Source organism: Micromonospora sp. C28ISP2-4 (assembly GCF_030519385.1).
Classification (GTDB): domain Bacteria; phylum Actinomycetota; class Actinomycetes; order Mycobacteriales; family Micromonosporaceae; genus Micromonospora; species Micromonospora tulbaghiae.
Window position 1 is genome coordinate 1 of the sequence record NZ_JAUMKG010000007.1, and the last position, 24,204, is coordinate 24,204.

Sequence of the window (24,204 nt, forward strand, 5' to 3'; positions counted from 1 at the left end):
ATGACCTGCGCCAGCGTGCCCGCCTTGACGTACAGCGTGCCGTTGCCGAACATCGCGATCCGCTTGGCCTTCCGGGCACCGAGCACGTGCTCCGCCTGCGCCTGGGCGGCTTCCAGTCGGGTCAACGGCCGGCCCGTGGCGCGGACTGTCACAGCGTTCTCCTGTTGTATCGCGGGCACGACGTGCGGCTTCGCTGGAACTGGGCACCGTGCCGTGCCGTGTTCCGATGCAGAGTAGTCGACACCGGCACCGCTCCTGTCCGACGTCGAGGCGATGGCGCGGCGCCTGCTACGTCGCTGGCGTGTTGTACCGGTCCAGCGTCGCCTTGGAGGTCGACGCGTCGCGGAAGATGAGCTCCCACGGGCCGGTGTTCACGTCCATGTCCTTGCCGAATCCGACCCACTTCCCGGCCATCCGTCGGCCCGTCGGCTCAGCCAGGAGCTGGATCGCCCCGTGATAGCGGGCGCCCCGGTAGTAACCGGCCGGGTCGGTCTGTTCCACCCAGGTGCCGGTGATGACGGCGCCGTCCACGGTCAGGTCCAGCGACAGGGACGAGGACGCCGATCCGGGCAGGCTGCGCGCGGTCAGCCTGTCGCCGTGCTGCAACAGGACGACGAAGTGCTGTCCGGCGAAGGACTCCTCCCGGCCGCTGGAGTAGTACTGGTAGCGGCTGAGCCACACGCCCTCGTACGACCTGTGGGCCGTGGCGGACTTCGACGTCGGCGTGGGCGTAGCCAGGCTCGATACGGGTGAGGTCAGGTCGTGGCCACCGTGTTGGTCGTCGGCCACGTGCCCACCGGGCACCGCGGCGAAGCCGAGCAGTGAGATGGGCAGGCCGGTCACGACCTCCAGCGCGCGAGCGTAGACGGGGCGCGGTGCGGCGATCGCACCGGACTCCCATCGCTGGACGAGTCGCTTGTTGGCGTCGTTGGGTTCGCCGACGCGGTGGCCGGCGGCTTGGAGCGCGCGGGCGAAGTCGTCCTGGCTCATGCGCATTCCGGTGCGGACGCCGCGCAGAACCGTGTTGGGGGCGGTCATGCCCGCCACGATAATGCTATGTCGCCTAAATGTCGTCACCTCTGGAGTCGGATTGTCGGCTCTTGTGCCGTCGCGATCAGTGACGTCCAGACGTCACTGTGGACCGGCAGCGCTGAGAGGGCACATGTTTTCCCTGGCGGAGGTGGAGATGTCGAGTACTGGCGACGATCCGTCGATGAGCCGGAGCGATCAGATCCACGCGGTGGACCGAGAGGTGACAGAGAGGCGACATGTCGCCGCTGCTGAGGCGGCTCGCGGCGAGGGCGTCATTGGGCTCAGGACCGCACTGTCCCGGGACGGGATTCCATTGCTCCTGCGGCGGCTCGTCGGTCGGTACCTTTCGTCGTCGGCGGTGTCCGGCTTCGGTGAGCGCCTCCAGGCCATGGAGCAGGAGATCGCCCGGCGACGCTTGCTGGACCAGGCACGAGGCGGACAACGGCCCCCGGACGGAGACGCCACGCGGGAGCGCCGCGTCTCGTACGACGCGTACCTGTCCGCCGCCGCGTTGACGTTGGCCCGGCGGCATCGGCCGGTCTGGTGCTGGCGGCGGTGGACACGGGTCTGCCGGTGCGGCGCCGACCTGCCCTGCCGTTCGCGGCATCGGATTCCGATCAACCGTGGTCACTGGCCGCAGGGGAGTGACGAGTGATCGGCGGGCGCGGCTCACTCCGTACCCCTGCTGGCAGGTGGAATGGGCGACCAGCCGGCAGGCGCGGGCGGTCACCGCGCGGTTCCTGGAGGGTGTGCGGTGACCACCCACGGCCCGGCCATGCCGGTCTGGAGCTGCGGCGGCTGTGACCTGCCCTGGCCGTGCCCCACGCGCAAGCGGGAGCTGCGCGCGGAGTACGCGGACGCGCCGGTGTCGCTGGCCCTGTACCTCGGTGCCTACCTCGTGCAGGCCACCGAGGACATGCCCTGGGCGCCGGCCGGCGCACTGCACCGCCGCTTCGTCGGATGGACCCGGGAAGCAGGACCGCATGAGCGTTATGACTGAGAGGCATGAATATGCCTCTCAGTCATAACGCTCGAAGCCATCAACCTTCCGGCAGGCGTGACCCTGTGTCACCGGACGGCCCGGCGTCGCCGGCGGTGAGCGGCAGCGTGGGCCAGGCCGCCAGGTCGTGGAGCATCTGCCGGTCGTGGGTCGCGACGACCACCGCGGCCCGGGTCGTCAGCAGGGCCGCGGTGAGATCGTCGACCAGCGGCGCGGACAGGTGGTTCGTGGGTTCGTCGAGGATCAGCAGGTCGGGACGTTCGGCCAGGCGCAGCGCCAGGTTCAGCCGCCGTTGCTGTCCGTGCGACATCCGGCCGACCGGGGTACGCCGGGCCTCGGCGTCGAGCAGGTTCGTCGCGCCCAGCGGCAGAGGCGTGCCGGAGCCGAGGCGCCCGGTGGAGCGCAGCCGGCCCACGTGCTGCTCGTACAGGTCGTGGGCGAGCATCCCGGACGGCCAGTCGGGCACCTCCTGACCGAGGTACGCCACGCGCGCGCCGGACGGGTGACGGACCTCGCCGGTCGACGGCGCGAGGTCGCCGGCCAGCACGGAGAGCAACGTCGACTTGCCCGCGCCGTTGGGCCCGGTCACCAGCAGGCGGTCCCCGCCGTCGAGCGTGAGCGTGACAGGGGTACGCAGGCGCCCGGTCACCGTCACGTCGTGGCACCGCAGGATCGGCAGTCCGGCCCGGGTGTCCAGCGGCGGCCAGCGCAGCGGCTGCGGTGGCTCCGGGACGGTGATCCGGTGCGCGTCGAGCGCCTCCTGCCGGCGTCGCAGCGCCTGGACCAGCCCGGGCGCGCGGGACTGGCGCTGGTGCTTGCCGTGGCCCTTCTCCGGACGCCAGCCGGTGCTGAGCCGGCCCTGCGCCTCCCGTACCGCGTCGGCAAGGCGCTGCTGCTCGGCCTGCTGCGCCTCGTGGTCGCGTACCCAGTGGGCGAAGTCCCGGCTGCGCCCGTCCTGCCAGGCGGCGTAGTCCCCGGCGTAGCGGCGCGGGCGGCCGTCGGCGCTGGGGTCGAGGTCGAGGAACTCCGTGGCCACGTCCCGCAGCAGCGCGCGGTCGTGGGTCACCAGCACCACGCCGCCCGGGTGCTCGCGCAGCCGCGCGGTGAGGAAGGCCAGGCTGTCCGCGTCGAGGTGGTTCGTGGGCTCGTCCAGCATCAGCAGGTCGACCCGGGCCCCGAGCAGGCACGCCAGCCGCACCCGGTAGCGCTGGCCGACCGACAGCGTCGCCAGCGGGCGGTCCCGGTCCGGGCAGGCGTCGAGACCGGCCAGTGCCACGTCGACGCGACGCTGCGCGTCCCAGGCGTCCAGCCGGGTCGCCGCGTCGAGCGCTGTGGCGTACGCGTCGTCCGCGCCCGCCCGGCCCTCGGCCAGCGCGTCGGCGGCGTCGTCCAGCGCCCGCAGCGCGCGTTCGGACTCCCGGACCGCTTCGTGGATCAGCGTGCCCACCGTCTCGCCGTGGCGCGCCTCCAGGTTCTGCCGGGCGACGCCGATCGTGCCCAGCCGTTCCACGGTGCCCTGGTCGGGCGCGAGGATGCCGGCCAGCACGTGGAGCAGCGTGGTCTTGCCACGGCCGTTCTCGCCGACGACAGCCAGGCGCGATCCGGCGGAGACGGTCACGCTGACGTCGGACAGCACGACCCGGCTGCCGCGGACGACGCGGACGCCGTCGGCCCGCACGTGCGCCCGGTGCCCGGCGGGCAGCAGGTTGTTCGAGGCGAACGGGGATGAAGGGATGTTGTCGAGGTTGTTCACAGTCCGCTCTTCGGCTCGTCGTGGAGCCGGGCAGCGCGAGGACACCGCCCGGCGGGAACGCCAGGACGGCGGAGCAGAGCTGGTACGTCAGTAGAAGCCGGTCACCCTGCCGCCGTCAGCGGAGGGACCAGGGCTTCATGACGGTGGCGTGGAACCTCATGCGGTGAAGGCTACCCGGAGCCGGGCCGGAGATCACCGGAGTTACCGGCGCAGGCGGGCGTGGGCCTCGGCGTCGAGCAGGTCGTTGACCGCCAGCGCCGAGTTGATCAGGGCGAGGTGGCTGAACGCCTGCGGGTAGTTGCCGATCTGCTCACCGGTGGAGGCGATCTCCTCGGCGTAGAGGCCGAGGTGGTTGCTGAAGGTGAACATCTTCTCCAGCGTGAGCCGGGCGTCGTCCAGCCGGCCGGAGCGGGCCAGTGCCTCGACGTACCAGAACGTGCACATGTTGAACGTGCCCTCGTGGCCGGGCAGCCCGTCGGGGGAGTGCAGCGGGTCGTAGCGGTGGACCAGGCTGTCCGAGACCAGATCCCGCTCGATCGACTCCAGCGTGGACAGCCACAGCGGATCGCTGGGCGTGACGAAACCGACCGCCGGCATGTAGAGCAGCGCGGCGTCCAGCACGTTCTCGTCGTACGCCTGCACGAAGCTGCCGCGTTCCCGGTGGAAACCGCGGGCCATGACCTGGTTGTAGATCCGGTTGCGTTGTTCGGTCCAGCAGCTCATGTCCCCGGGCCGGCCGGTGCGGTTGGCCAGGCGGATGGCCCGGTCCAGCGCGACCCAGGACATCACGCGGCCGAACGTGTAGTTGCGGGGGTGGTGGCGGCTCTCCCAGATGCCGGCGTCGCGCTGGTCCCAGTTGTGGCAGAGCCAGTCGATCAGGCGCACGGTGCTCTTCCACACCTGGTGCGACACGCGGATGCCCTGCTCGTCGGCGAGGTGCATGGCGTACAGCGCCTCGCCGTGGATGTCGAGCTGGATCTGGTCGGCCGCGCCGTTGCCGATCCGTACCGGCCGGGAGCCGCGGTACCCCTCCAGGTGGTCGAGCACCTCCTCGTGCAGGTCCGAGGAACCGTCCACCCGATACATGATCTTCAACGGGTCCTGGTGGTCGCCGGCCTCGCGGATGCGCTCGTCGAGCCAGTCCATGTACCGGCTGACCTCCTCGGTGAACCCGAGGCCGAGCAGCGCGTGCACGGAGAACGACGTGTCGCGTACCCAGGTGTAGCGGTAGTCCCAGTTGCGGGAGCCGCCGACCAGCTCGGGCAGCGCGGCGGTCGGCGCGGCGATCATCGCGCCGGTCGGCGCGTACGTCATGAGTTTGAGCGTGATGGCGGAGCGTTCGACCATCTCCCGCCAGCGGCCGGTGTAGCGGGAGCGTTCGACCCAGCGCCGCCAGTAGTCCCGGGTCCACTCGAACATGCCCTGGACCTCTTCCGGCGGGATGATCCTGGGTTCCTCGCTGCCGGTCTCCAGGATCACCCCGCCGGTGTCGCCCTCCTTGAGCGTGCCGTACGCGATGAGGTCGCCGTCCTCCATGCGGATCTCGCCGGTCTGGGCCCAGAGCTGCCGCACGGGGTCGATCGGGTTGAAGGTGAGCGTCGCGGTCCGGCCGCGGAACAGGTAGCCGTTGCGGTGCCGCTCCAGCTCGTGGCTCTCCCGGGCGTAGTCGAACCGGGGCCGGCACTCGACCCGGAAGCGCATGGTGCCGCGCACCATGTTGACCATGCGGACGATGCGGTGCGAGTCGGTGACCCGTTCACCGGTGACCGGCATGAAGTCGATCACTTCGGCGACGCCGTCCGCGCTGATGAACCGGGTGATCAGGATCGGTGTGCCGGGCAGGTAGAGCTGCTTGGTGACGTACCGGACGTCGTGCGGGGCGATCTGGAAGAAGCCCCCCTTCTCCTTGTCCAGCAGCGCGGCGAAGATGCTCGGCGAGTCGAAGCGCGGCGCGCAGAACCAGTCGATCGTCCCGTCACAGGTCACCAGCGCGGCGGTCTGCAGGTCGCCGATGAGCCCGTGATCCTCGATCGCCGGATAGCCCTTCACGTCGCCCCCCGGTGTCAGCCGCCTCTGCGCTCCAACCTAAGGGAAGAATTGTCAGGTTAGAGGGGATTCGTGGTCACCCACCCTCACGCGCGCCACGCCTCGACCGCTCGCCGGGTCTCCTCGTTCACCAGGTCCGCGTTGATCATCGCCGCCGTCCGGGCTCCGGCCGCCGCGGCGGCCCCGACCTGCGCCGACAGGTCGGTCACGTTGCCCGCGACCCACACCGCCGGCACTTCGGTACGCCCCGACTCGTCGGCCGCCAGATGCTCGCCCATCCCGCTGGGGTGCGGTTTCGGGCGCAGGCCCAGCCTGGCCAGGAAGCCGGTGCGCGCCACCATCCGGGGCGCGACCGTGAGCACCTCGCGGTCGACGGTGCGGCCGTCGCGCAGGCGTACCCCGGTCAGCCGGTCTCCGGCGGTCTCGACGGCCGCGATCTCGCCCTCGACCACCGGCACGCCGCGTGCCGCGAGCTGCTCGGCCTGCTCGTCGGTGAGCGGCGGCGCGGTGTGCCGCAGGTAGACCACGTCGTCGCTCCACTGCCGGAACAGCAGCGTCTGGTGCACCGACATCGGGCCGGTGCCGATCACCCCGATCGGACGTTCGCGCACCTCCCAGCCGTGGCAGTACGGGCAGTGCACCACGTCGCGGCCCCAGTGCTCGCGCAGGCCGGGCACGTCGGGCAGTTCGTCGACAAGGCCGGTGGCGACCAGCACGTGCCCGGCGCGTACCCGTCGGCCGTCGGCGAGCGCCACCGCGAACCCGGCGCCGTCGCGGTCCACCGTCTCGACCCGGCCCTCGGCCAGGTGCCCGCCGTAGCGGCGCACCTCGTCGCGGCCGCGCGTCAGCAGTTCGGCCGGCGGCACGCCGTCGTGCCCAAGCAGGCCGTGCACGCCGTCGGCGGGCGCGTTGCGCGGCTCGCCGCCGTCCACCACAAGCACCGACCGGCGTGCCCGGGCCAGCATCAGCGCGCTGCTGAGCCCGGCCGCGCCGCCGCCGATCACCAGTACCTCGTAGCCGTCCTCGCGTCGTTCGGTCATCGTGACCACCTCCGCGACCAGCCTGCGACCGGATCCGGTAGAACTGCAAACTCTGTTGCTGATGTGGCAAACTGGCAGACATGGACGACGACCTCGACCAGGCGCTCGACGCGGTCGGGCCCCGCCTGCGCGCGCTGCGCCGCGAGCGGGAGACCACCCTCACCGACCTCTCCGCCGCCACCGGCATCTCGGTGAGCACGCTGTCCCGGCTGGAGTCCGGCGGTCGCAAGCCCACGCTGGAACTGCTGCTCCCGCTGGCCCGCGCGCACGGCGTCACGCTCGACGAACTGGTCGGCGCTCCACCCACCGGCGACCCGCGCGTCCACCTGCGGCCGGTCGCCGCGTACGGGATGACCATGCTGCCGCTCACCCGCCGGGCCGGCGGCATCCAGGCGTACAAGCTGATCATCCCGGCCGGCGGGCGGTCCGAGCCCGAGCCGAAGACCCACGAGGGGTACGAGTGGGTCTACGTGCTCAACGGGCGGCTGCGGCTCGTCCTCGGCGAGCACGACCTGGTGCTCGAACCCGGGGAGGCGGCCGAGTTCGACACTCGCGTACCGCACTGGTTCGGCCGCGCCGACAGCGAGGGGGTGGAGTTCCTCAGCCTCTTCGGCAGCCAGGGCGAACGCGCCCACCTGCGCGCCCGCCCCCGCGCGTCCCGCTGAGGGGCGGCCGTTCCTCACCCGTCCGGCCCGCGTCCCCGGCTGACTCACCCCACGAGCGCCGGTGCGCCGGCACGCTCCGCCGTGCGCGGGCGCAGCAGCGCGTACGCGAGCACGACGGCGACCACGAGCAGCCCGGCGCCGACCGCGAACGCCAGGTGGAATCCGCTGGTCAGCGCGGCGGCCCGGTCGTCGCCGAGCGCGACCCGGTCCGCGGTACGGGCGGCGGCGAGCGTGGACAGCACCGCGACCCCGAACGCCATGCCGAGTTGCTGGGTGGTGTTGAACAGCCCGGAGGCGAGACCGGCGTCCTCGGCGCGGGCAGCGGACATGCCGAGCGCGGTGAGCGCCGGCAGCACCAGCCCGAACCCGCCGGCGAGCAGCATCACCGGGAGCACGTCGGCCAGGTAGCGGCCGTTCACCGGTACCCGGGTCAGCAACGCGAACATGCCGGTGAGCAGGGCGAGCCCGGCGATCAGCACGGCCCGTTCGCCGAAGCGGGCGTTGAGCCGGGCCGAGACGCCGAGGGACACCGCGCCGATGACGACAGCCGCCGGGAGCAGGGCCAGCCCGGTGCGCGTGGCGTCGTAGCCGAGCACCTGCTGGAGGTAGAGCGTCACGAGCACCTGGAACGCGAACGTCGCGGCCACGGTGAGGATCTGGACCACGTTCGCCACTGCGACGCCGCGCGAGCGCAGCAGCCGCAGCGGCATGAGCGGGCGGCGTGCGGTGGCCTGCCGGACCACGAACCCGGCGACCAGTGCGGCGGCGAGCGTGCCGAGGCCGAGCGTGCGCGCCGACGTCGCGCCGTACCGCTCGATCGTGACCACGGTGTAGATGCCCAGCACCAGTCCGCCGGTGACCAGCAGGGCGCCCGCCACGTCGGCCCCGGCGGCCAGGCCGAGGCCCCGGTCGGCGGGCAGCGTGCGGACCGCGAGCACGATCGTGGCCAGACCGATCGGCAGGTTGATGAGGAAGATCCAGTGCCAGCCCAGCGCGTCGGTGAGCAGTCCGCCGGCGACCTGGCCGATGGCCGCCCCGGCGGCGCCGGTGAAGGCGAAGACGGCGAACGCCCGCGCCCGCTCGGCGGCGTCGGGGAAGAGCGTGACCAGGATGCCGAGGCTCACCGCTGTGGCCGCGGCGCTGCCGGCGCCCTGGAGGAAGCGGGCCGCGACGAGCGTGGCGCTGTTCCCGGCGAGCCCGGCCAGCACCGACGCGCCGGTGAACAGCGCGGTGCCGCCGAGGAACATCGCCCGGCGCCCGATCAGGTCGCCGAGCCGGCCGGCGAGCAGGAGCAGGCTGCCGAACGCGATCAGGTACGCGTTCACCACCCAGCTCAGGCCGGCCGGGGAGAAGCGCAGGTCGCGCTGGATGGCGGGCATCGCCACGGTGACGATGCTGCCGTCGAGGATGGTCATCAGGGCGCCGGTGGCCAGCACGCCGAGGGCGAGCCGGCGTGAGCGGGGAGCGGACATGGAGTCCTCCTGTCGAGAGGTGCGACAGGAGAGACCGTAACGGACAGTTCCGTTACAGACAATCTATTCAGGGATCATTGGCGGGCGCGGCGCGCCGGCTTCGGACTCTGCACCGGCGTGGCCAGGTGACCGCCGGCCAGGCGCCGCAGCGCGCGCAGGAAGACCTCCCGCTCGTCCTCCGGCAGGCTCGCCAGCGCCTCGGCGTGCACCCGGTCGACGATCTCCTGGCTGCGCGCGGCGACCCGGGCACCCTCCTCGGTCACCGCGATGATCCGCGCCCGGCGGTCCGTACGCGCCGGACGCCGTTCGGCCAGCCCGGCCCGCTCCAGCGCGTCCACCGTGACGACCATCGTCGTCTTGTCCATGTCGCCCATCTCGGCGAGCTGGATCTGCGTACGCTCCTCGGGCAGCGCGTGCGCGAGCACGCAGTGCATCCGGGCGGTCAGCCCGATCTCGGCGAGCGCCGCCGCCACCCGGGTACGCAACACGTGGCTGGTGTGGTCGAGTAGGTACGACAGGTCCGGGGTGCTCATCCGCCCAGCGTACCGACGATTCCGTGGCGGACGATCCGGCTCGGACCCGGTCCGGGCCCGGATACGATCTTGTGAGATGTCGTCGGTGAGAGAGGGTTTGGTGCGGTGAGCGACGTGCAGGGCAGGCAAGTGGTGGTGGGTTACGACGGGTCTCCGGCCGCTAGCGCCGCCATCGAGGCGGGCGCGCTGCTGTTCCCCGGCGCGCACGCGTGGATCGGGCATCTGTGGACGCCTCCGTTCGCCAGCGAGGAACTGCGCAAGCGCCTCTGGACCGGCACCCGCAACATCAACGTGTTCGTGGAGGCGATCGAGCGCGAGGGCGGCCGGGAGGCCGACCGGATGACGTCCGTCGGCGTGATGCTGGGCCGGGCCGCCGGCTGGGACGCCGAGCCGCTCGTGTGCCGCAGCTACGGCGGCGAAGGACTCCGCCTCGCCGAACTGGCCGACGAGAAGCAGGCCGACGTGCTGCTGCTCGGGTCGCGGGGCCTCGGCGGCGCCCGCGCGGTGCTCGGCAGCGTCTCCGACATGGCCGTGCACTACAGCCCGCGTCCCGTGCTCGTGGTGCCGCACCCGCTGCTGACCGACGAGTACGACGCGCTGGCCGCCGGGCCGGTGGTGGTCGGCTGGGACGCGTCGGCCGGGTCCGAGGCCGCGCTCGCCGCCGCCCGTCGCCTCTTCCCCGAGCGGGAGATCGTCCTGGTCGCCGTCGACGGCGACGAGGAGACGCCCGCCCCGGAGGAGGCCGACGGGGTGACCACGGTGCGCGTACGCGCCGCCGGCGACGCCCCCGGCCGCGCGGTGGCCGACGCGCTCTCCGCCGTGGCCACCGAGCGCAAGGCGAGCCTGGTCGTGGTCGGCTCGCGCGGCCGCACGGCGGTCCGCAAGATCCTGCTCGGCAGCGTCGCCATGGCCACACTGCACCGCGCCCACCGGCCGGTCATGGTGGTCCCGCAGAGCCCGGTCCGCGAAACCGAGTAGCGGTCAGTGGAACATCACGGGTGCCTCCCGGGCCGGGAGGCACCCGTGGCGTTCCACCCGCGTCACCGATGCCCGCGGCGCAGCCGCCGGTACGCCGCCAGGCCGACGAGCGCCAGCGCCACCAGGCCCGCCCCCCACCACACCCGGCCGCCGGGGCCCGACGGCGGATCGGCCTCACGGACCCGGCCGGCGTGCACCACCGAGTCCGCCACATCGACGGCGAGCACCTGGTCCGGCGCGGTGAGCAGCGTGACCGGAGCGGCGGCACCAGGCGTCAGACCCAGGACCCGGATCGACCGCACGTTGCCGTACGCGGTCCGCTGGTCCATCGCCAACCCGTCGCCGGCGTACCAGGTCGGCGCGCCCGGCTCGGGCCGGTACGCGACCACCCACGCGGTCCCGTCCGGCAGCCAGCCGAGCAGCCGGATCGCCGTCACGCCCGAGACGGCGGCCAGCGGGGGCGCGGGCAGATCCCGGCCGTCGGTGTCGACCCGGCGCAGCCGCCACCGGTCGGCGGCCACCTCGTGCCCGACCAGCGCCAGCGAGCCGTCCGGCAGCCAGGCCCCCTTGCCCGCGAGCGCGGTGTCGGGCGGCAGCGGGAACGAGGAGAGCTGCCGCCCGTCCGGGCTGCTCACGAGCACCTTCGTGCCGACCTGGAAGGCCAGCCGCGACCCGTCGGCGGCGAACGCCACCGGTGAGCCGAATCCCGGCACCTGCGTGGTCTCCAGCAGCCGGACCGCCCCGCCGGTGTCCAGCCGCACCAGGCTGAGCGTGTTGACGTACGAGCTGCCCTCCGGATTCGCGTGCGTGGTGTCCACGACCACCAGCGCGGACCCGTCCGGCGCCCACCCGGCCGGCGTCGTCCCCGCACTGCCCGGCCGAGGGCTGGGCAGTCGCCGGACCGTGCCGCCCGTCAGGTCGATCACGTCCACGCCGGGGCTGGTGGGCGACCCGTTCGGCACCGCGAGGAACCGCCCGTCCGGGGAGAGCAGCACCCCCTCCCCGGCCGGCGCCTCGAAGCCCACCGTCCACGTCCGGTACCGGTCCGCGTCCGCCCCGACGATGCCGACAGTGCCGTTCTCGTCGAACAGGCCGGTCAGCCTTCGCGCCTGCCCGCTGAACACCACCGACGCCGGGCCGAGCGCGGGCCGGTCGGTGGCCCGCAACGCGCCGAACGGCGGCAGCCCGAGCCGGTCCGGCAGCGCCGCACCACCGGCCGCCGGCGCGGTCCCGCCGTCCCCGCGTACCGTCAGCGGCACGGCCGCCACCAGAGCCAGCACCGCCGCGACCGCCGCGGCGGCCCGCCACCGCGTGCGCCGCGCGGTCCGCACCACCCGGTCGTGCACCGGGTACGCGGGCACCTCGGCCGCCGCCTCCCGCAACGCCTCCCGCAGCCGTACGCTCACCGCTCGCTCCTCTCCGGCGTCCGCTCGAGCAGGTCGGGGACCAGATCCCGCAGGCGGCGTACGGCGTCGTGCCCGTGCCGCTTGACGGTGCCCACCGAGCAGCCGAGCACCTCGGCCACCTGCGCCTCGGTCAGGTCCTCGTAGTACCGCAGCACCACGACGGCCCGCTGCCGCGCGGTGAGCCGCCGCAGTGCCGCCACCACGCTCAGCCGCAGCGCCGTGTCGTCGGTGTGGTCGCCGCCGCCGCGCTCGGCCGGCGTCGCGTCCAGCCGTTCGGCCACCCGCCGGCGGCGCCACCAGGAGACCTGCTGGTGGTACATGACCCGGCGCACGTACGCCTCCGGATCCCCTTCACGGATCCGCCGCCAGTGGCGGTAGGTGCGGGCCAGCGCGCTCTGCAACAGGTCCTCGGCGAGCTGGTGATCGCCGGTCAGCAGGTACGCGGTCCGCGACAACGCGGGTGACCGCTGCACCACGAACTCCCGGAACGACTCCGACATGCCCACCCCCTCACCGCAATGAACGCCGGTCGGACCCTCGATGGTTGAGGCGGCCGGCCGCCCTCTCAGTGGGCGCTGGCACCCGTCGATGTGCGGGAACTATCCTCGGGCCACAAGCCAGTCGCCATCCGACGGAGTGGTCGATGCTGAAAGGTCTGGCAGTGGACCGGCACGCGCAGGGGGACAGCCGCCGGCTCAACCTCGGCGCGCTGCTGCGGCGCGTCCACCTGACCGGCCCGGTCACGCGCGTCGAGCTGGCCGAGTGGATGGGCGTCAACCGCAGCACCGTCATGGGACTCACTGCGGAACTCGCGGCGGCCGGCCTGGTCCGGGAGGTGCGGGCCGGCGGAAGCGGCCGGGCGGGACGTCCCTCGCATGTGGTCCGGCCGGCCTCGGACGCCGTCTACGTCCTCGCCTTCGACATCGCTGTGGACCGGCTCGTGGCCGCCCGCGTCGGGCTCGGTGGTGTGGTGTCGGCGCGGCTGGAGGCGGAACGGCCGCGGGCCGGCGCCGACCTCGACTCCGTGGTCTCGGTGCTCGCCGACTTCGGGCGGTCCCTGCACCACGCGGCGCCACCGGGATCGGTGTGCGTGGGCGTGGGCGCCTCCTACTGCGGGATGATCCGCCCCGGCGACGGGATGGTCCGGTTCGGACCGGACATGGGATGGGTGGACCAGGCGTTCGGTGCCGAGCTGGCCCGGCGGCTGGACCTGGGCCTGCCCGTCCTGGTCGGCAACGAGGCGCACCTCGGGGCGCTGGCCGAGCATCAGCGCGGCGCCGGAGTCGGCGTGCAGAACCTGGTCTACCTGCACGGTGACGTGGGTGTGGGCGGCGGGATCATCGTGGGCGGGGAACTGCTCGACGGCGACGGCGGGTACGCCTCCGAGGTCGGGCACATGCTCGTGAACCCGTACCAGGGGAGGCCCTGCGGCTGCGGCTCGCGCGGGTGCCTGGAGGCCGAGGTCGGTGAGCGGGCGCTGCTCGACGTCGCGGGCCGCCCGGCGGGGGAGAAGGGGCGCGAGGCGGTACGCGCCGTGGTCGCCGCCGCCGGTCAGGGGGAGCCGGCCGCGCGGGACGCGCTGCGGCACATCGGTGACTGGCTGGGCATCGGCGTGGCGAACGTGATCAACCTGTTCAACCCCGGCGTGGTGATCTTCGGGGGCACGCTCAGCGAGGTCTTCCCGGTCTGCGCCAGTCACGTACGCAGCCGGATCGCCGCCAACGTGCTGCCCATCTCCCGCGACAAGGCCCGCCTGCGGGTCAGCGCGCTCGGCTACGACGCGACCTTGATCGGTGCCGCCGAACTGGGCTTCTCACCCCTGTTCGCCGACCCCCTGGGCGTCCCCACTCCCGGGTGAGCCCGCACCGTGCACCGCCGCGCGTCCAGCCCTCTCAATCGCGTTGATCTTGCACTTCCGGCCCTGACAAAGTGCGCCAAAACGGCATCCCGGGGGCCGAAACTGCAAGATCGTCGGGGCCGGGCGGGCGGGGGCGGGAGGGCGGGCAGGGGAGCGAGGCGAGGCGGGCGGTCAGGAGTCAGGCGGTGGGTGAGCCAGGGGAGCAGGGAGTCGGCCTGTTGGCGCTGGAACGCCCGCACGGTCGGGATGCCCGGGGGTGGGGGCTGGCGGGCGCCGTCGAGGAAGAACCCGGTGAACCCCGCGAGCACGCCGGTCAGGTCGGAGGGGTCCACGTCGGCGGTCAGCGGCTGGGCGGCCAGCAGCGCGTCGGGGTCGTGTCCGCCGTACACCTGCACGTTGACGACGGTGAGCAGCGTGTCCAGCCAGGCCGGCCCGCGGCAGGCCCAGGGCCAGTCGACGACTGTGACCGACCCGTCCGGGCCGAGCAGCAGGTTGTCGGCGCGCACGTCGACGTGGCAGAGCGTGTCGCCGCCGAGCGCGGCCAGCCCGCGGTCGGCGGCGGCGCACAACTCGGGCAGGTGGGACCGGGCCCACGGGTCGAGGTCGGCCGGCGGATCGGCCGCGAGGCGCCGCCAGCCGCCGAAGTCGCCTGCGAGCCGATCGGCGGCGGTGGGTGTGGGCGCGGCGGCGGGCGCCGGGGTGAGCGCGGCGGCCATCGTCTCCAGCGTGGACAGCACGGCGGCCAGCTCGCCGGCCTGCCACGGGGTGACCGGGTGCCGGCCCTCGACGTCGGCGAAGACGAGCGCGATCCAGTGCCCGTCGTCGTAGCTGCCGAGCAGCCGGGGCGCGGGCGCGTCCGGTGGCAGGGCCGCGGCGATCCGCGCCTCGGCACGGTGCAGGCCCGGGCTGCGGTCGTTCTGCGCCGGGCTGACCGCCTTGACGAAGGCCCGGCCGCCGCCTGCGGTACGGACGCGGTCGGCGGTGCCGGGGGAGAAGCCGCCCGGCTGCGACAGCGCCGCCACCACCCGGTCGCCGAGTACGCCCTCGACGCCGTCGCGTACGTGCCCGGGCAGTTCGTGCCAGTGCAGCCGAGTCTTCGTCACGGTCCCACGGTGCGTGCCGTCCGCCGCCGGGGCAACCGGGTTAACCGTTGCGCGTGTAGTGCAGGACGACCACGCCGGCGTCGAACGGGCGCGCCGAGGTGAGCGTGAGCCGTCGCGGGTCGAAGCCGCTGTCGACGAGCTTGATGCCGCTGCCGACGACCACCGGGTTGAGCTTGACCACCAGCTCGTCGATCTCGTCGAGGAGCTGACCGGCGAGCCGGCCGCCGCCGCACAGCCAGATGTCGCGCCCCGGGCGGGTCTTGAGGTCGCGGACGAGGGCCGCCGGGTCACCGTCGACGACGTGCACGTCCGGGTAGTCGGCCGGGGGCAGGGAGCGGCTGAACACGTACTGCTCCAGGTGGGAGTACGGGCTGGTGGCACCGAGCTTCAGGCCCGGCTCGTAGCTGCCGCGGCCCATCAGCACCGTGTCGAAGCGGCCGCTCGGCGGGGAGTCGATGCCGAGCTGGGCGTGGGCGAACGTGGGCAGCGTCTGGGGCCACTCGGCCACCAGGTGCGGCGCCAGGTCGGGCGTCAACGGGAGGAAGTCGAACGTCCCGTCGGGCGCGGCGATGAAGCCGTCGAGGGTGCTGGCGACGAAGTACACGAGCTTGCGCAAACCGGCTCCGATGTCCGAGGTGATCCACGACGGCTGTCGTGGTTCGGTGATGAATCTACAACACCTGTCGTGGTTGTTGCTAGTGTGTCCGCGTGGCCAGGAATCCGGAACGCCGTACCCTGCTCGCCGACGCCGGGCTGCGGGTGCTCGCCGACGCGGGCGCGCGCGGGCTGACCCACCGGGCGGTCGACGCCGAGGCGGCCGTACCCACCGGCACCACCTCGAACTACTTCCCGTCCCGCGCCGCGCTGCTCGCCGGCCTGGCCGAACGGATCTTCGACCGGATCGCGCCGGACCCGGCCGTGCTGGCCGACCTCGGCCGCCGCGAGCCGTCACTCGCGCTGATGACCGACTACCTGCGCGACATCGTCGCGCGCACCACCCGCGAGCCGGGCCTCACCCGGGCGCTGTTCGAGCTGCGGCTGGAGGCCGCCCGCCGCCCGGAGCTGCGGGCCGCGCTCGGCGGCGTGCTGCGCCGGGGGTACGCCGACGACGTCGCCCACCACGTCGCCGCCGGACTACCCGGCGGGGCGTACGAGGTGGCGTTGCTGCACTACGCGGTCGACGGGCTCCTGCTCGACCTGCTCACCACCTCGATCGACGCCGGGTTCGACACCGATCAGGTGGTCTCGGACCTCGTCTCCCGTCTGGTCGACGACGCCGCCGATTGAGCCTCCTCGCCGTGCGTTAACCCGGGGCGGCCAGCGGGAACGCTGGCGCGGACGCCCCTGGGAAGGAGCAACGGATGAGGGAACGCACCGGACTGACCATCGGCGTGCTCGGCTCCTACGGCGGTCGTAACCTCGGCGACGAGGCGATCCTCACGGGCCTGCTGGACGATCTGCGCCGCCACGAGCCCAACGCCCGGATCATCGTCTTCTCCCGCAACCCGGCGCACACCGCGCTGGCCCACCCCGAGGTCGAGGCGGTGCCGTGGGAGGGCGTCAGCCGGGTCGACTCGTCCCCGGTGCTCAACCAGCTCGACCTGCTCATCCTCGGCGGCGGCGGGATCCTCTACGACAAGGAGGCCCGGCGCTACCTGCGGGTGGTCCGGGTGGCCCAGGAGCGGGGGCTGCCGCTGATCACGTACGCGGTCGGGGTCGGCCCGCTCACCGACACGCTGGACAGCGGCATGGTGCGCGAGACGCTCGCGCAGGCCATCGAGGTGACAGTCCGCGACCAGGAGTCGCGGATGGTGCTGGAGGAGGCCGGCCTGGTGAACCCGATCACCGTGACCGCCGACCCGGCGTTCCTGCTCGAACCGGAGGAGTTCCCCCAGCAGTGGCTGCGCGAGGAGGGCGTACCGGCCGGCTCCCGGCTGGTCGGGCTCAGCGTGCGTGAGCCGGGCCGGGCCGCCGAACGGCTCGACGTGGACGGCTACCACCGCCTGCTCGCCCAGATCGGTGACTTCCTGGTGCACCGGATCGACGCGTACGTGCTGTTCGTGCCGATGGAGCGCGACGACATCCGGCACTCCCACGGCGTGCTGTCGCACATGACCGCCGCCGACCGGGGCCGGATCCTGCACGGCGACTACCGCCCGGCGCAGATCCTCGGCCTGATGCGCCACTTCGACCTCGCGGTCGGCATGCGGCTGCACTTCCTGATCTTCGCGGCCATGATGGGCACGCCGTTCCTGCCGCTGCCGTACGCCGGAAAGGTCTTCGACCTGGCCCAGCGGCTCGGTGTGCCGGCGCTGCGCGGCGTGGAACGGGAGGTGGAGGGCCCGTTGCTGGCCGAGGTGGACCGGTTGTGGGACGAGCGGGCGGCCCGGGCCGAAGCTACCGCGCGCCGGGTCGCGGAGGTCTGCGAGCAGGCGCGCGGCACCTCCCAGGTGACCCGCAGCGTGCTGGACAGCATCCGGGCCCGCACGCTGACGCCGGCGGTGTGAGCCGGGCCGTCAGACCGCCGGGCCGCGCCAGGCGTAGACCCAGTCCTGGCCCGGCTGGTCGTCCGACTCCAGCTCGTAGATCTGCGCCTCCGCGAGTCCCTTCGACCCGAGGTGGTGGTGGGTCAGCGGCGGCCGGCCGTTGACGTCCAGTTCGACGGTGACGGTCTCGCCGTCGGCCGCGCCGCCCACCAGAGGGATCTGCACCGAGGAAGCCATGCGCCCATCCTGCCCCGGCCGGCCCGCCCGCGCAGGGGATCACGCCGGGCAGCGAGCCGGACACACCGCGTACTAGGGTCCGGGGATGGCGCACCCGACGATCGATCCGACTCTCGGTCCGGTCCTCGCCCGCACGGGCGACGAACGGGTGATCCTCGACGCGTTCCTCGACTTCCACCGTGCCAACGTGCTGCGCAAGGCGCGCGGCCTGACCGACGCCGCCGCCCGGCGGCTGGTGCCCTCGCTGACCACCCTGGCCGGGCTGCTCAAGCACCTGACCCTGGTCGAGCGGAACTGGTTCCGCTGCCTGTTCGCCCCCGAACCGGGCGACGTCTACGTCACCTCCCAGGCCGATGCCGACGCCAGCTTCACGCTGCGCCCCGGCGACACGGTCGAAGGGCTCGCCGCCGCGTACGAGGCGGCCTGCGACCGGTCCCGCCGGATCGCCGCGCGGTTCGACCTCGACACGTGGTGCCGCACCCGCAGCTCGGTGAGGTGTCGCTGCGCTGGGTGCTGGTGCACCTGATCGAGGAGACCGCCCGGCACGCCGGGCACGCCGACATCCTGCGCGAGCTGACCGACGGCGAGACCGGCTCGATCTGAGGGTCACTCGCGGGGCAGCAGCCCGTCCGGGTACTCCATCCCGTCGTACGTGCACGCGGCGGCGGCCACCCGGGCGGCGTACCGGGCCGCGTCGAGGATGCCCGCGCCGCGCAGCCGGGCGGCGATCACCCCGGCGGCGAAGGCGTCCCCGGCGCCGTTGGTGTCCACCACCGGCCCCGGCGGGGTGGCGGCGGGCACCTGCGTCGGAGGGGCGCCGGGGGTGTGCAGCGTCGCGCCGGCCGCCCCGCCGGTGACCAGCACCGTGCGCGGCGCCAGCCCGGCCGCCTCCGCCGCGGCCCGGTCGCCGAGTTGCGTGTCGCTGACGAAGACCAGGTCGGCGATCCGGGCGAACGGGCGGTGGTAGTCGTTCTCGCCGTCCCAGTCGTGCAGGTCGGTGGAGATCGACGTGGCGGCGCGCAGCACCGGCAGCGCGTCCCGGGCCCAATCCATGATCGACAGGTGGACGTGGGTCGCCTCGGCGACGAGCGCGGCGAGCTCCGCCTCGCCGAACGGCGCCGGCCCCGACCACGGACGCGGGTCGTGCAGCGACATCCGCCGGCCCGCCGGGTCGACCAGGTTCACCGAGCGGCGGGTGCCGGCCGGCGCGTCGGCGATCGTGGTCCGGATCGTGGTGCGCGCCAGCGCCGCCCGCACCACGTCACCGGCCGGGTCGGCGCCCAGCACGTCGACGAGCGCCACCCGCAGGCCGAGCGCGTGCGCGGCCAGCGCCACCCCGGCGCCGGTGTTGCCGATCCGCAGGTCGATCGGCGGCACCAGCAGCGAGTCGGCGACGGGCGGTGGCAGGGCGGGCACCTGGACACGGACGTCCACGCCGAGCCCGCCGATCACGAGAAGGTCGACCATGGCGCCGACGATAGCGACGCCCGGCGGCCTATCCTGACTCCCCGGGCGCCGTCTTCCGGCCCCGGCGTCGGCGAGGGGGAGCAGTGCTGGTCATCCACGGGTTGTGGCTGCCCGGCGCCGGGCTCGCCCTGTGGGCCGAGGACAGCACGCTTCCGGCCCGCGCGCCCCGCCGTCCCGGCCGCGTCCCGCGCGAGCGCCCCCACCCGTTCGCCGCCGGTCACGCCACGCTCGCCGCCGCGCTCGGCGTGCCGGGCGAGCCGATCTCCGTACTGCTGGACCTGCCGACCCGGGCCGGCTCGCCGCTGGACTCGCCGGAACTGGCCCGGCCCACCGTCGGGGAACCGGTCCGCGGCCCGGTCACCCGCGCCGGATGGCGGGCTCCCGCCCTGGGGTACGCCCCGGACGACGCGTACGCGCTGCTGCGCGCGCCGGTGCCGGGCCCGGTCGGGGCGAGCCTGCGTCATCTGTGCGAGCTGGCCGACTTCGCCGCCGACCTGGTCGTACGCGGCCGCCTGCTGCCGGTCGCGCTGGAGGCGTACCCCGGTGGTGTGCCCGGCAGCGGGTCGGCCGCGACCGGCCGGCGGACCTCGGCGCGGCGCTTGCCGGCGGCCTCGGGCGCGGCGGGGCCGGCCGGTTCGGGCACGGGCGTCGCAGGGGCCGGGCGGTCGTTGCGTGCCGTGGGGGCGGACGACGTGGCGACCGGGTGGGCGCTCTGGCGGCCGCTGCTCACCGGCACCGACGCGACCTGGGCGCGTGACCTGGCGACGGCGTTGCCACCGGCGGCCCGCGCCGCACGTGAATGGCGGCCGGAGGCTTGGCGTGCCCCGGGCGGCGGGCGCTCGCCGGGAGTGGCCGTCCGGGACAGCGGCGATCCCGGCGCGGCGGACGACGTGTGGGCCGGGCGGGTCGGCGACATCGGGGCCGGTGAGCTGGTCGCGGAGGCCCTGGACGGGCTCGTCGACGCCGCCGCTCGGGTGGCGCTGGCCGACACCCGGCTGCACCGGGGGATGCGCCCGGTCGGCGCGGTGCCGCGCTGGCTGGCCGCGCTCACCGGCCCGGAGCGCGCCTTCCCGGCCGAGCCGGCCGCGCTGGCGACTCTGCGCGAGGAACTGGACGCCTGGCAGCGCGACGCGGCGGGCGGCGCGGTACGGGCCACGTTCCGCCTCGTCGAGCCGGCCGTCGACCCCGTCGCCGAACTGGTGGAGGACGCCGTCTGGCGGGTCGAGTTCGGCCTGCACCCGGCTGACGAGCCGGGGCTCGTGGTGGACGCCGCGCACATCTGGCAGCGGCCCGCGCCGGCGCTGGCCGCCCGTGGCGTGGAACCACAGGAGACGCTCCTGGCCGAGCTGGGCCGGGCCAGCCGGCTGTGGCCCGAGGTGGACGCCGCGCTGCGCACCGCCGCACCCGAGGGCATGGAGCTGGACGCCGAGGGGGCGCACCGGTTCCTGCGCGAGGGCGCCCCGGTGCTGCACGCGGCCGGGTTCGGGGTGCTGCTGCCGTCGTGGTGGCGGCGTTCCTCGTCGCGGCTGGGCGCGCGGCTGCGGGCGCGCAGCCGTACCGCGCCGGGCGCGGTGGCCACCACCGCCGGGAAGCTGGGTCTGGACGCACTCGTCGACTACCGCTGGGAGCTGGCGCTCGGCGACCAGCCGCTGACCGCCGAGGAACTGGCGTCGCTGGCCGACCTGAAGTCGCCGCTGGTCCGGCTGCGTGGCCGGTGGGTCGAGCTGGACCCGCAGCGGCTGGAGGCCGGGCTGAAGCTGCTGCGGTCCTCCGGTGAGCTGACGGTGGCCGACCTGCTCCGGATGGGACTGTCCGGTGACGACAGAGCCGGTGAGCTGCCGGTGCTGGATGTGGTCGCCGACGGCGCGCTGGGTGAGCTGCTCGCCGGTGAGGCGGAGCGGCGGCTCACCCCGGCCGACCCGCCGCCCGGCTTCACCGGGACGCTGCGGCCGTACCAGCGGCGTGGGCTGGCCTGGCTGGCGTTCCTCCAGTCGCTCGGACTCGGCGGGATCCTCGCCGACGACATGGGCCTGGGCAAGACCGTGCAACTGCTCGCCTTGCTCGCCGGTGACCCGCCGGACGCCGGGCCGACACTGCTGGTCTGCCCGATGTCGCTCGTCGGCAACTGGCAGCGGGAGGCGGCGAAGTTCGCGCCCGGGCTGCGCGTGCACGTGCACCACGGCGCCGAACGCGCCCGGGGCGAGGGTTTCGCCGCCGCCGTGGGCGAGGCGGACCTGGTGCTCACCACGTACTCGGTGGCCGCCCGGGACGCGTTCGAGCTGGCCGGCATCGACTGGCACCGGGTGGTGGTGGACGAGGCACAGGCGATCAAGAACGCCGCGACCCGGCAGGCCGAGGCGGTCCGGTCGCTGCCCGCGCGGCACCGCGTCGCGGTCACCGGTACGCCGGTGGAGAACCGGCTCGCCGACCTCTGGTCGATCATGCAGTTCGCGAATCCCGGGCTGCTCGGACCGGCCGCGACGTTCCGCAAGCGCTTCGCCGAACCGATCGAGCGGCACGGTGACGCCGAGGTGGCCGAGCGGCTGCGCCGGATCACCGGCCCGTTCGTGCTGCGCCGCCTCAAGACCGATCCGACGATCATCACCGACCTGCCGGAGAAGCTGGAGATGGAGGTTGTCTGCAACCTCACCGCCGAGCAGGCCGCGCTCTACCGGGCAGTGGTCGACGACATGATGGCGAAGATCGAGTCCAGCGACGGGATCGAGCGGCGCGGGCTGGTGCTGGCCACCATGACCCGGCTCAAGCAGGTCTGCAACCATCCCGCCCAGCTCCTGCACGACGGTTCCGCGCTGGACGGCCGGTCCGGCAAGCTGGAACGCCTCGACGAGATCGTCGACGAGGTGCTCGCGGCGGGGGAGAAGGCGCTGCTGTTCACCCAGTACGCCGAGTTCGGCGGCATGCTGCGCGGGCACCTGTCGGCGCGTACCGGGCGGGAGGTGCTGCTCTTGCACGGCGGCGTCGGCAAGGCCGAACGGGACGCCATGGTGACCCGGTTCCAGACGCCGCAGGGGCCGCCGCTGTTCGTCCTGTCGCTGAAGGCCGGCGGGACCGGACTCACACTGACCGCCGCCAACCACGTGGTGCACGTGGACCGGTGGTGGAACCCGGCCGTCGAGGACCAGGCCACCGACCGGGCGTTCCGCATCGGACAGCGCCGCCGCGTCCAGGTACGCAAGTTCGTCTGCGCCGGCACCGTCGAGGAGAAGGTGGCCGCGATGATCGCCGACAAGCGCAGCCTGGCCCGGTCGGTGGTGGGCAGCGGCGAGCAGTGGGTCACCGAGCTGTCCACCGAGACGCTGCGCGACCTGTTCCGGCTGGAGTCCGGGGCGGTGGTCGAGTGAGCCCCGGTTTCGACGAGTACGGACCGCCGCTGCGGGTCGAGGGCGGCCTGCGGGCGCGCAGCACCCGCGGCGCGATCGGACAGTCCTGGTGGTCCCGGCGGTTCGTGGAGGTGCTGGAGTCGTTCGCGCTCGGCTCCCGGCTCACCCGCGGCCGGGCGTACGCGCGCCGAGGGCAGGTGCTCCGGCTGGACGTGTCGCCGGGGACGGTCACCGCCGAGGTGCAGGGGTCCCGGCCGCGTCCCTACCCGGTACGGATCGGGCTGGCCGCGTACCCGGAGGAGACCTGGCGGCGGATCGAGGCTGAGCTGGCCGGGCAGGCGTTCTTCAGCGCCCGGCTGCTCGCCGGTGACCTGCCGGCCGAACTGGAGGAGCTGTTCACCGAGGCCGGCGCACCGCTGTTCCCGGCCGAGATCGACGAGCTGGACCAGAGCTGCGGCTGCCCCGACTTCGCGGTGCCGTGCAAACATCTGGCGGCCACGTTCTACCTGCTCGCCGAGGCGTTCGACGCCGACCCGTTCCACCTGCTGCACTGGCGCGGCCGGTCCCGCGCCGAGCTGCTCGACCGGCTGTGTAGGCTGCGCGGCGCCCACCCGGGCGGCGTGAACGGACCCAGCGGCGCCTCCGGGGCCGGTGACGCCGACGGGACCGGCAGCGCGCACGGGACCGGCGGCGCGAACGGAACCGGTGGCGCGGACGGGATCGGTGGCGCGGACGGGATCGGTGGCGCGGACGGGATCGGCGGCGCGAGTGGAACCGGCGGCGCCGACGGGGCCGGTGGAGCGGGCGGGACCGGAGGCTCGGTGACGGACCCGGGTGGACCCGGCCACGCGAGCGCCGGGCCGGATCCGGCCGCGACGAACGGCGTGCCGGTGGTCGGCGCGGCGCGGGCCCTGGCCGGGCTCCCGGCGGTCGAGCCGGACGCCGAACTGGACCGGTTCTGGCTGGCCCCGGTGGCGCTGCCGGACCGGCCGCCCACGCTCGCCACCGGCCCGGAGCTGCTGCTGCGCCAGCTCGGTCCGCCCGGGGCCGCGATCGGCGGGCCGGGCCTGGCCGAGCGGCTGCGCCGGGCGTACCGGGAGTTCAGCGGCGGCGAAGCCGAATCGCCCAGGGAGTTCAGCGGCGGCGAAGCCGCATCGCCCAGGGAGTTCAGCGGCGGCGAAGCCGCAGGCGAGCGTGGCGAGCGTTAAGAGGGGGCCCTTCCTCTACCGAATGCGTTAAGAAGGGGCCCTTCCTTACAGCAACCGGCGGCGGAAGCGCCACATCACCGCGGCGTTGGCGACGAGCACCACCGCGCAGATCGCCCCGGCCAGCCGTCCCACGAGCACTGTCATCGCCGGCAGCGAAGCCCACAGCACGATCGTCAACAGCATCATGTACCGGCCCCGGCGGCCCTTGATCCGGTTGTCCAACCGGGCGAAGAAACGTGGATCACTTTCCCGCAGACGGCGGGTGATCTGTTCGAACCTGCGCTGATCCTCTTGGCTGAGCATGGCGGTGCCTTCCCCTCACGGCTTCAGCGGTTCGGCGGCATACCCGGATCGGAGGCCGGTCACGCGCCGCTGCTGCTGCTGTTTCGCCGGACCGGACAGGCGTGGACGCACCCGCACCCAGACCTCAGCACACACTTATCCGTGCCTTAAGTTTCGCTGAGGTGGTGAACGCACCCGGCGGCGTCGTCGGTGTGCGAAACCTCGCATCCGGGCGGTCCGCGCCCGGGTCGGCCCTGCTCCCGAGGCCGCCGCCACTGCGCCGCCGCGACGGGCCCT

Annotated in this window: 19 protein-coding genes and 3 pseudogenes; 9 read left to right on the forward strand and 13 right to left on the reverse strand. The window is 73.9% G+C overall.

Annotation, left to right across the window (positions count from 1 at the left end; translation table 11 throughout):
- Nucleotides 1-288: 288 nt before the first annotated feature.
- Nucleotides 289-1,047 (reverse strand): DNA-binding transcriptional regulator, encoded by a 759-nt coding sequence (locus Q3W68_RS23480; protein WP_302907527.1) that lies wholly within the window; start codon nucleotides 1,045-1,047, stop codon nucleotides 289-291.
- Nucleotides 1,048-1,786: 739 nt separating this feature from the next.
- Here Q3W68_RS23480 and Q3W68_RS23485 point away from each other — a divergent pair.
- Nucleotides 1,787-2,005, forward strand: a pseudogene (locus Q3W68_RS23485) (hypothetical protein); the annotation flags it as partial.
- A 67-nt stretch (nucleotides 2,006-2,072) separates the two neighbouring features.
- Here the strand turns inward: Q3W68_RS23485 and Q3W68_RS23490 are convergent.
- From Q3W68_RS23490 to Q3W68_RS23500, 3 genes are all read right to left on the reverse strand, one after another.
- Nucleotides 2,073-3,785 carry an ABC-F family ATP-binding cassette domain-containing protein gene (locus Q3W68_RS23490; RefSeq protein WP_302907529.1) on the reverse strand — a complete coding sequence of 571 codons (1,713 nt, stop codon included), beginning with the start codon at nucleotides 3,783-3,785 and terminating at the stop codon, nucleotides 2,073-2,075.
- A 201-nt stretch (nucleotides 3,786-3,986) separates the two neighbouring features.
- Entirely contained in the window at nucleotides 3,987-5,834 is a 1,848-nt protein-coding gene (locus tag Q3W68_RS23495) for a glycoside hydrolase family 15 protein (RefSeq protein ID WP_302907530.1), read from the reverse strand.
- Between the two features lie 83 nt (nucleotides 5,835-5,917).
- Entirely contained in the window at nucleotides 5,918-6,871 is a 954-nt protein-coding gene (locus Q3W68_RS23500) for an NAD(P)/FAD-dependent oxidoreductase (RefSeq protein ID WP_302907531.1), read from the reverse strand.
- Nucleotides 6,872-6,951: 80 nt separating this feature from the next.
- On the opposite strand from Q3W68_RS23500, the gene Q3W68_RS23505 reads away from it, so the two are divergent.
- Nucleotides 6,952-7,536: a helix-turn-helix domain-containing protein gene (locus tag Q3W68_RS23505; protein ID WP_013287812.1), complete on the forward strand. Its 585-nt coding sequence runs from the start codon at nucleotides 6,952-6,954 to the stop codon at nucleotides 7,534-7,536.
- Between the two features lie 44 nt (nucleotides 7,537-7,580).
- On the opposite strand, the gene Q3W68_RS23510 is transcribed toward Q3W68_RS23505, so the two are convergent.
- Both Q3W68_RS23510 and Q3W68_RS23515 read right to left on the reverse strand, forming a co-directional pair.
- Nucleotides 7,581-9,008 (reverse strand): MFS transporter, encoded by a 1,428-nt coding sequence (locus tag Q3W68_RS23510; protein ID WP_302907532.1) that lies wholly within the window; start codon nucleotides 9,006-9,008, stop codon nucleotides 7,581-7,583.
- 74 nt (nucleotides 9,009-9,082) lie between these two features.
- The gene (locus tag Q3W68_RS23515) at nucleotides 9,083-9,541 is read right to left on the reverse strand and encodes a MarR family winged helix-turn-helix transcriptional regulator (protein ID WP_302907533.1); all 459 of its coding nucleotides are present in this window, start codon (nucleotides 9,539-9,541) and stop codon (nucleotides 9,083-9,085) included.
- Nucleotides 9,542-9,646: 105 nt separating this feature from the next.
- On the opposite strand from Q3W68_RS23515, the gene Q3W68_RS23520 reads away from it, so the two are divergent.
- A complete protein-coding gene (locus Q3W68_RS23520) occupies nucleotides 9,647-10,519 on the forward strand; it encodes a universal stress protein (protein WP_302907534.1) in 873 nt (290 codons plus the stop codon).
- Between the two features lie 62 nt (nucleotides 10,520-10,581).
- On the opposite strand, the gene Q3W68_RS23525 is transcribed toward Q3W68_RS23520, so the two are convergent.
- Nucleotides 10,582-11,925, reverse strand: coding sequence for a hypothetical protein (locus tag Q3W68_RS23525; RefSeq protein WP_302907535.1), 1,344 nt, complete (start codon nucleotides 11,923-11,925; stop codon nucleotides 10,582-10,584).
- The gene (locus Q3W68_RS23530) at nucleotides 11,922-12,425 is read right to left on the reverse strand and encodes a SigE family RNA polymerase sigma factor (protein WP_030274872.1); all 504 of its coding nucleotides are present in this window, start codon (nucleotides 12,423-12,425) and stop codon (nucleotides 11,922-11,924) included. Before Q3W68_RS23530 ends, Q3W68_RS23525 begins: the two co-directional genes overlap by 4 nt.
- 143 nt (nucleotides 12,426-12,568) lie before the next feature.
- Here Q3W68_RS23530 and Q3W68_RS23535 point away from each other — a divergent pair, with 143 nt between their 5' ends.
- Nucleotides 12,569-13,783 (forward strand): ROK family transcriptional regulator, encoded by a 1,215-nt coding sequence (locus Q3W68_RS23535; RefSeq protein WP_302907536.1) that lies wholly within the window; start codon nucleotides 12,569-12,571, stop codon nucleotides 13,781-13,783.
- Nucleotides 13,784-13,959: 176 nt separating this feature from the next.
- Here the strand turns inward: Q3W68_RS23535 and Q3W68_RS23540 are convergent.
- A pseudogene (locus Q3W68_RS23540) lies at nucleotides 13,960-14,886 on the reverse strand (phosphotransferase family protein); the annotation flags it as partial.
- Between the two features lie 40 nt (nucleotides 14,887-14,926).
- On the reverse strand, nucleotides 14,927-15,502 hold the full coding sequence (locus tag Q3W68_RS23545) for a dihydrofolate reductase family protein (protein WP_302907537.1): 576 nt from the start codon (nucleotides 15,500-15,502) through the stop codon (nucleotides 14,927-14,929).
- Between the two features lie 92 nt (nucleotides 15,503-15,594).
- On the opposite strand from Q3W68_RS23545, the gene Q3W68_RS23550 reads away from it, so the two are divergent.
- Entirely contained in the window at nucleotides 15,595-16,173 is a 579-nt protein-coding gene (locus Q3W68_RS23550; protein WP_302907538.1) for a TetR/AcrR family transcriptional regulator, read from the forward strand.
- A gap of 74 nt (nucleotides 16,174-16,247) precedes the next feature.
- Entirely contained in the window at nucleotides 16,248-17,393 is a 1,146-nt protein-coding gene (locus tag Q3W68_RS23555; protein ID WP_302907539.1) for a polysaccharide pyruvyl transferase family protein, read from the forward strand.
- 9 nt (nucleotides 17,394-17,402) lie between these two features.
- Here the strand turns inward: Q3W68_RS23555 and Q3W68_RS23560 are convergent, their stop codons facing one another.
- A complete protein-coding gene (locus tag Q3W68_RS23560) occupies nucleotides 17,403-17,609 on the reverse strand; it encodes a hypothetical protein (protein WP_302907540.1) in 207 nt (68 codons plus the stop codon).
- A gap of 85 nt (nucleotides 17,610-17,694) precedes the next feature.
- On the opposite strand from Q3W68_RS23560, the pseudogene Q3W68_RS23565 reads away from it, so the two are divergent.
- Nucleotides 17,695-18,212 (forward strand): annotated as a pseudogene (locus tag Q3W68_RS23565) (DinB family protein).
- Between the two features lie 3 nt (nucleotides 18,213-18,215).
- Here Q3W68_RS23565 and Q3W68_RS23570 read toward each other — a convergent pair.
- A complete protein-coding gene (locus tag Q3W68_RS23570) occupies nucleotides 18,216-19,076 on the reverse strand; it encodes a carbohydrate kinase family protein (RefSeq protein ID WP_302907541.1) in 861 nt (286 codons plus the stop codon).
- 83 nt (nucleotides 19,077-19,159) lie between these two features.
- On the opposite strand from Q3W68_RS23570, the gene Q3W68_RS23575 reads away from it, so the two are divergent.
- Nucleotides 19,160-22,438 (forward strand): DEAD/DEAH box helicase, encoded by a 3,279-nt coding sequence (locus tag Q3W68_RS23575; RefSeq protein WP_302907542.1) that lies wholly within the window; start codon nucleotides 19,160-19,162, stop codon nucleotides 22,436-22,438.
- The gene (locus tag Q3W68_RS23580; RefSeq protein WP_302907543.1) at nucleotides 22,435-23,625 is read left to right on the forward strand and encodes an SWIM zinc finger family protein; all 1,191 of its coding nucleotides are present in this window, start codon (nucleotides 22,435-22,437) and stop codon (nucleotides 23,623-23,625) included. The genes Q3W68_RS23575 and Q3W68_RS23580 overlap by 4 nt, the downstream gene beginning before the upstream one ends.
- A 45-nt stretch (nucleotides 23,626-23,670) precedes the next feature.
- Here Q3W68_RS23580 and Q3W68_RS23585 read toward each other — a convergent pair whose 3' ends face one another.
- Complete coding sequence (locus Q3W68_RS23585; RefSeq protein WP_302907544.1) at nucleotides 23,671-23,928, reverse strand: DUF3040 domain-containing protein; 258 nt, start codon at nucleotides 23,926-23,928, stop codon at nucleotides 23,671-23,673.
- Nucleotides 23,929-24,204: the final 276 nt, after the last annotated feature.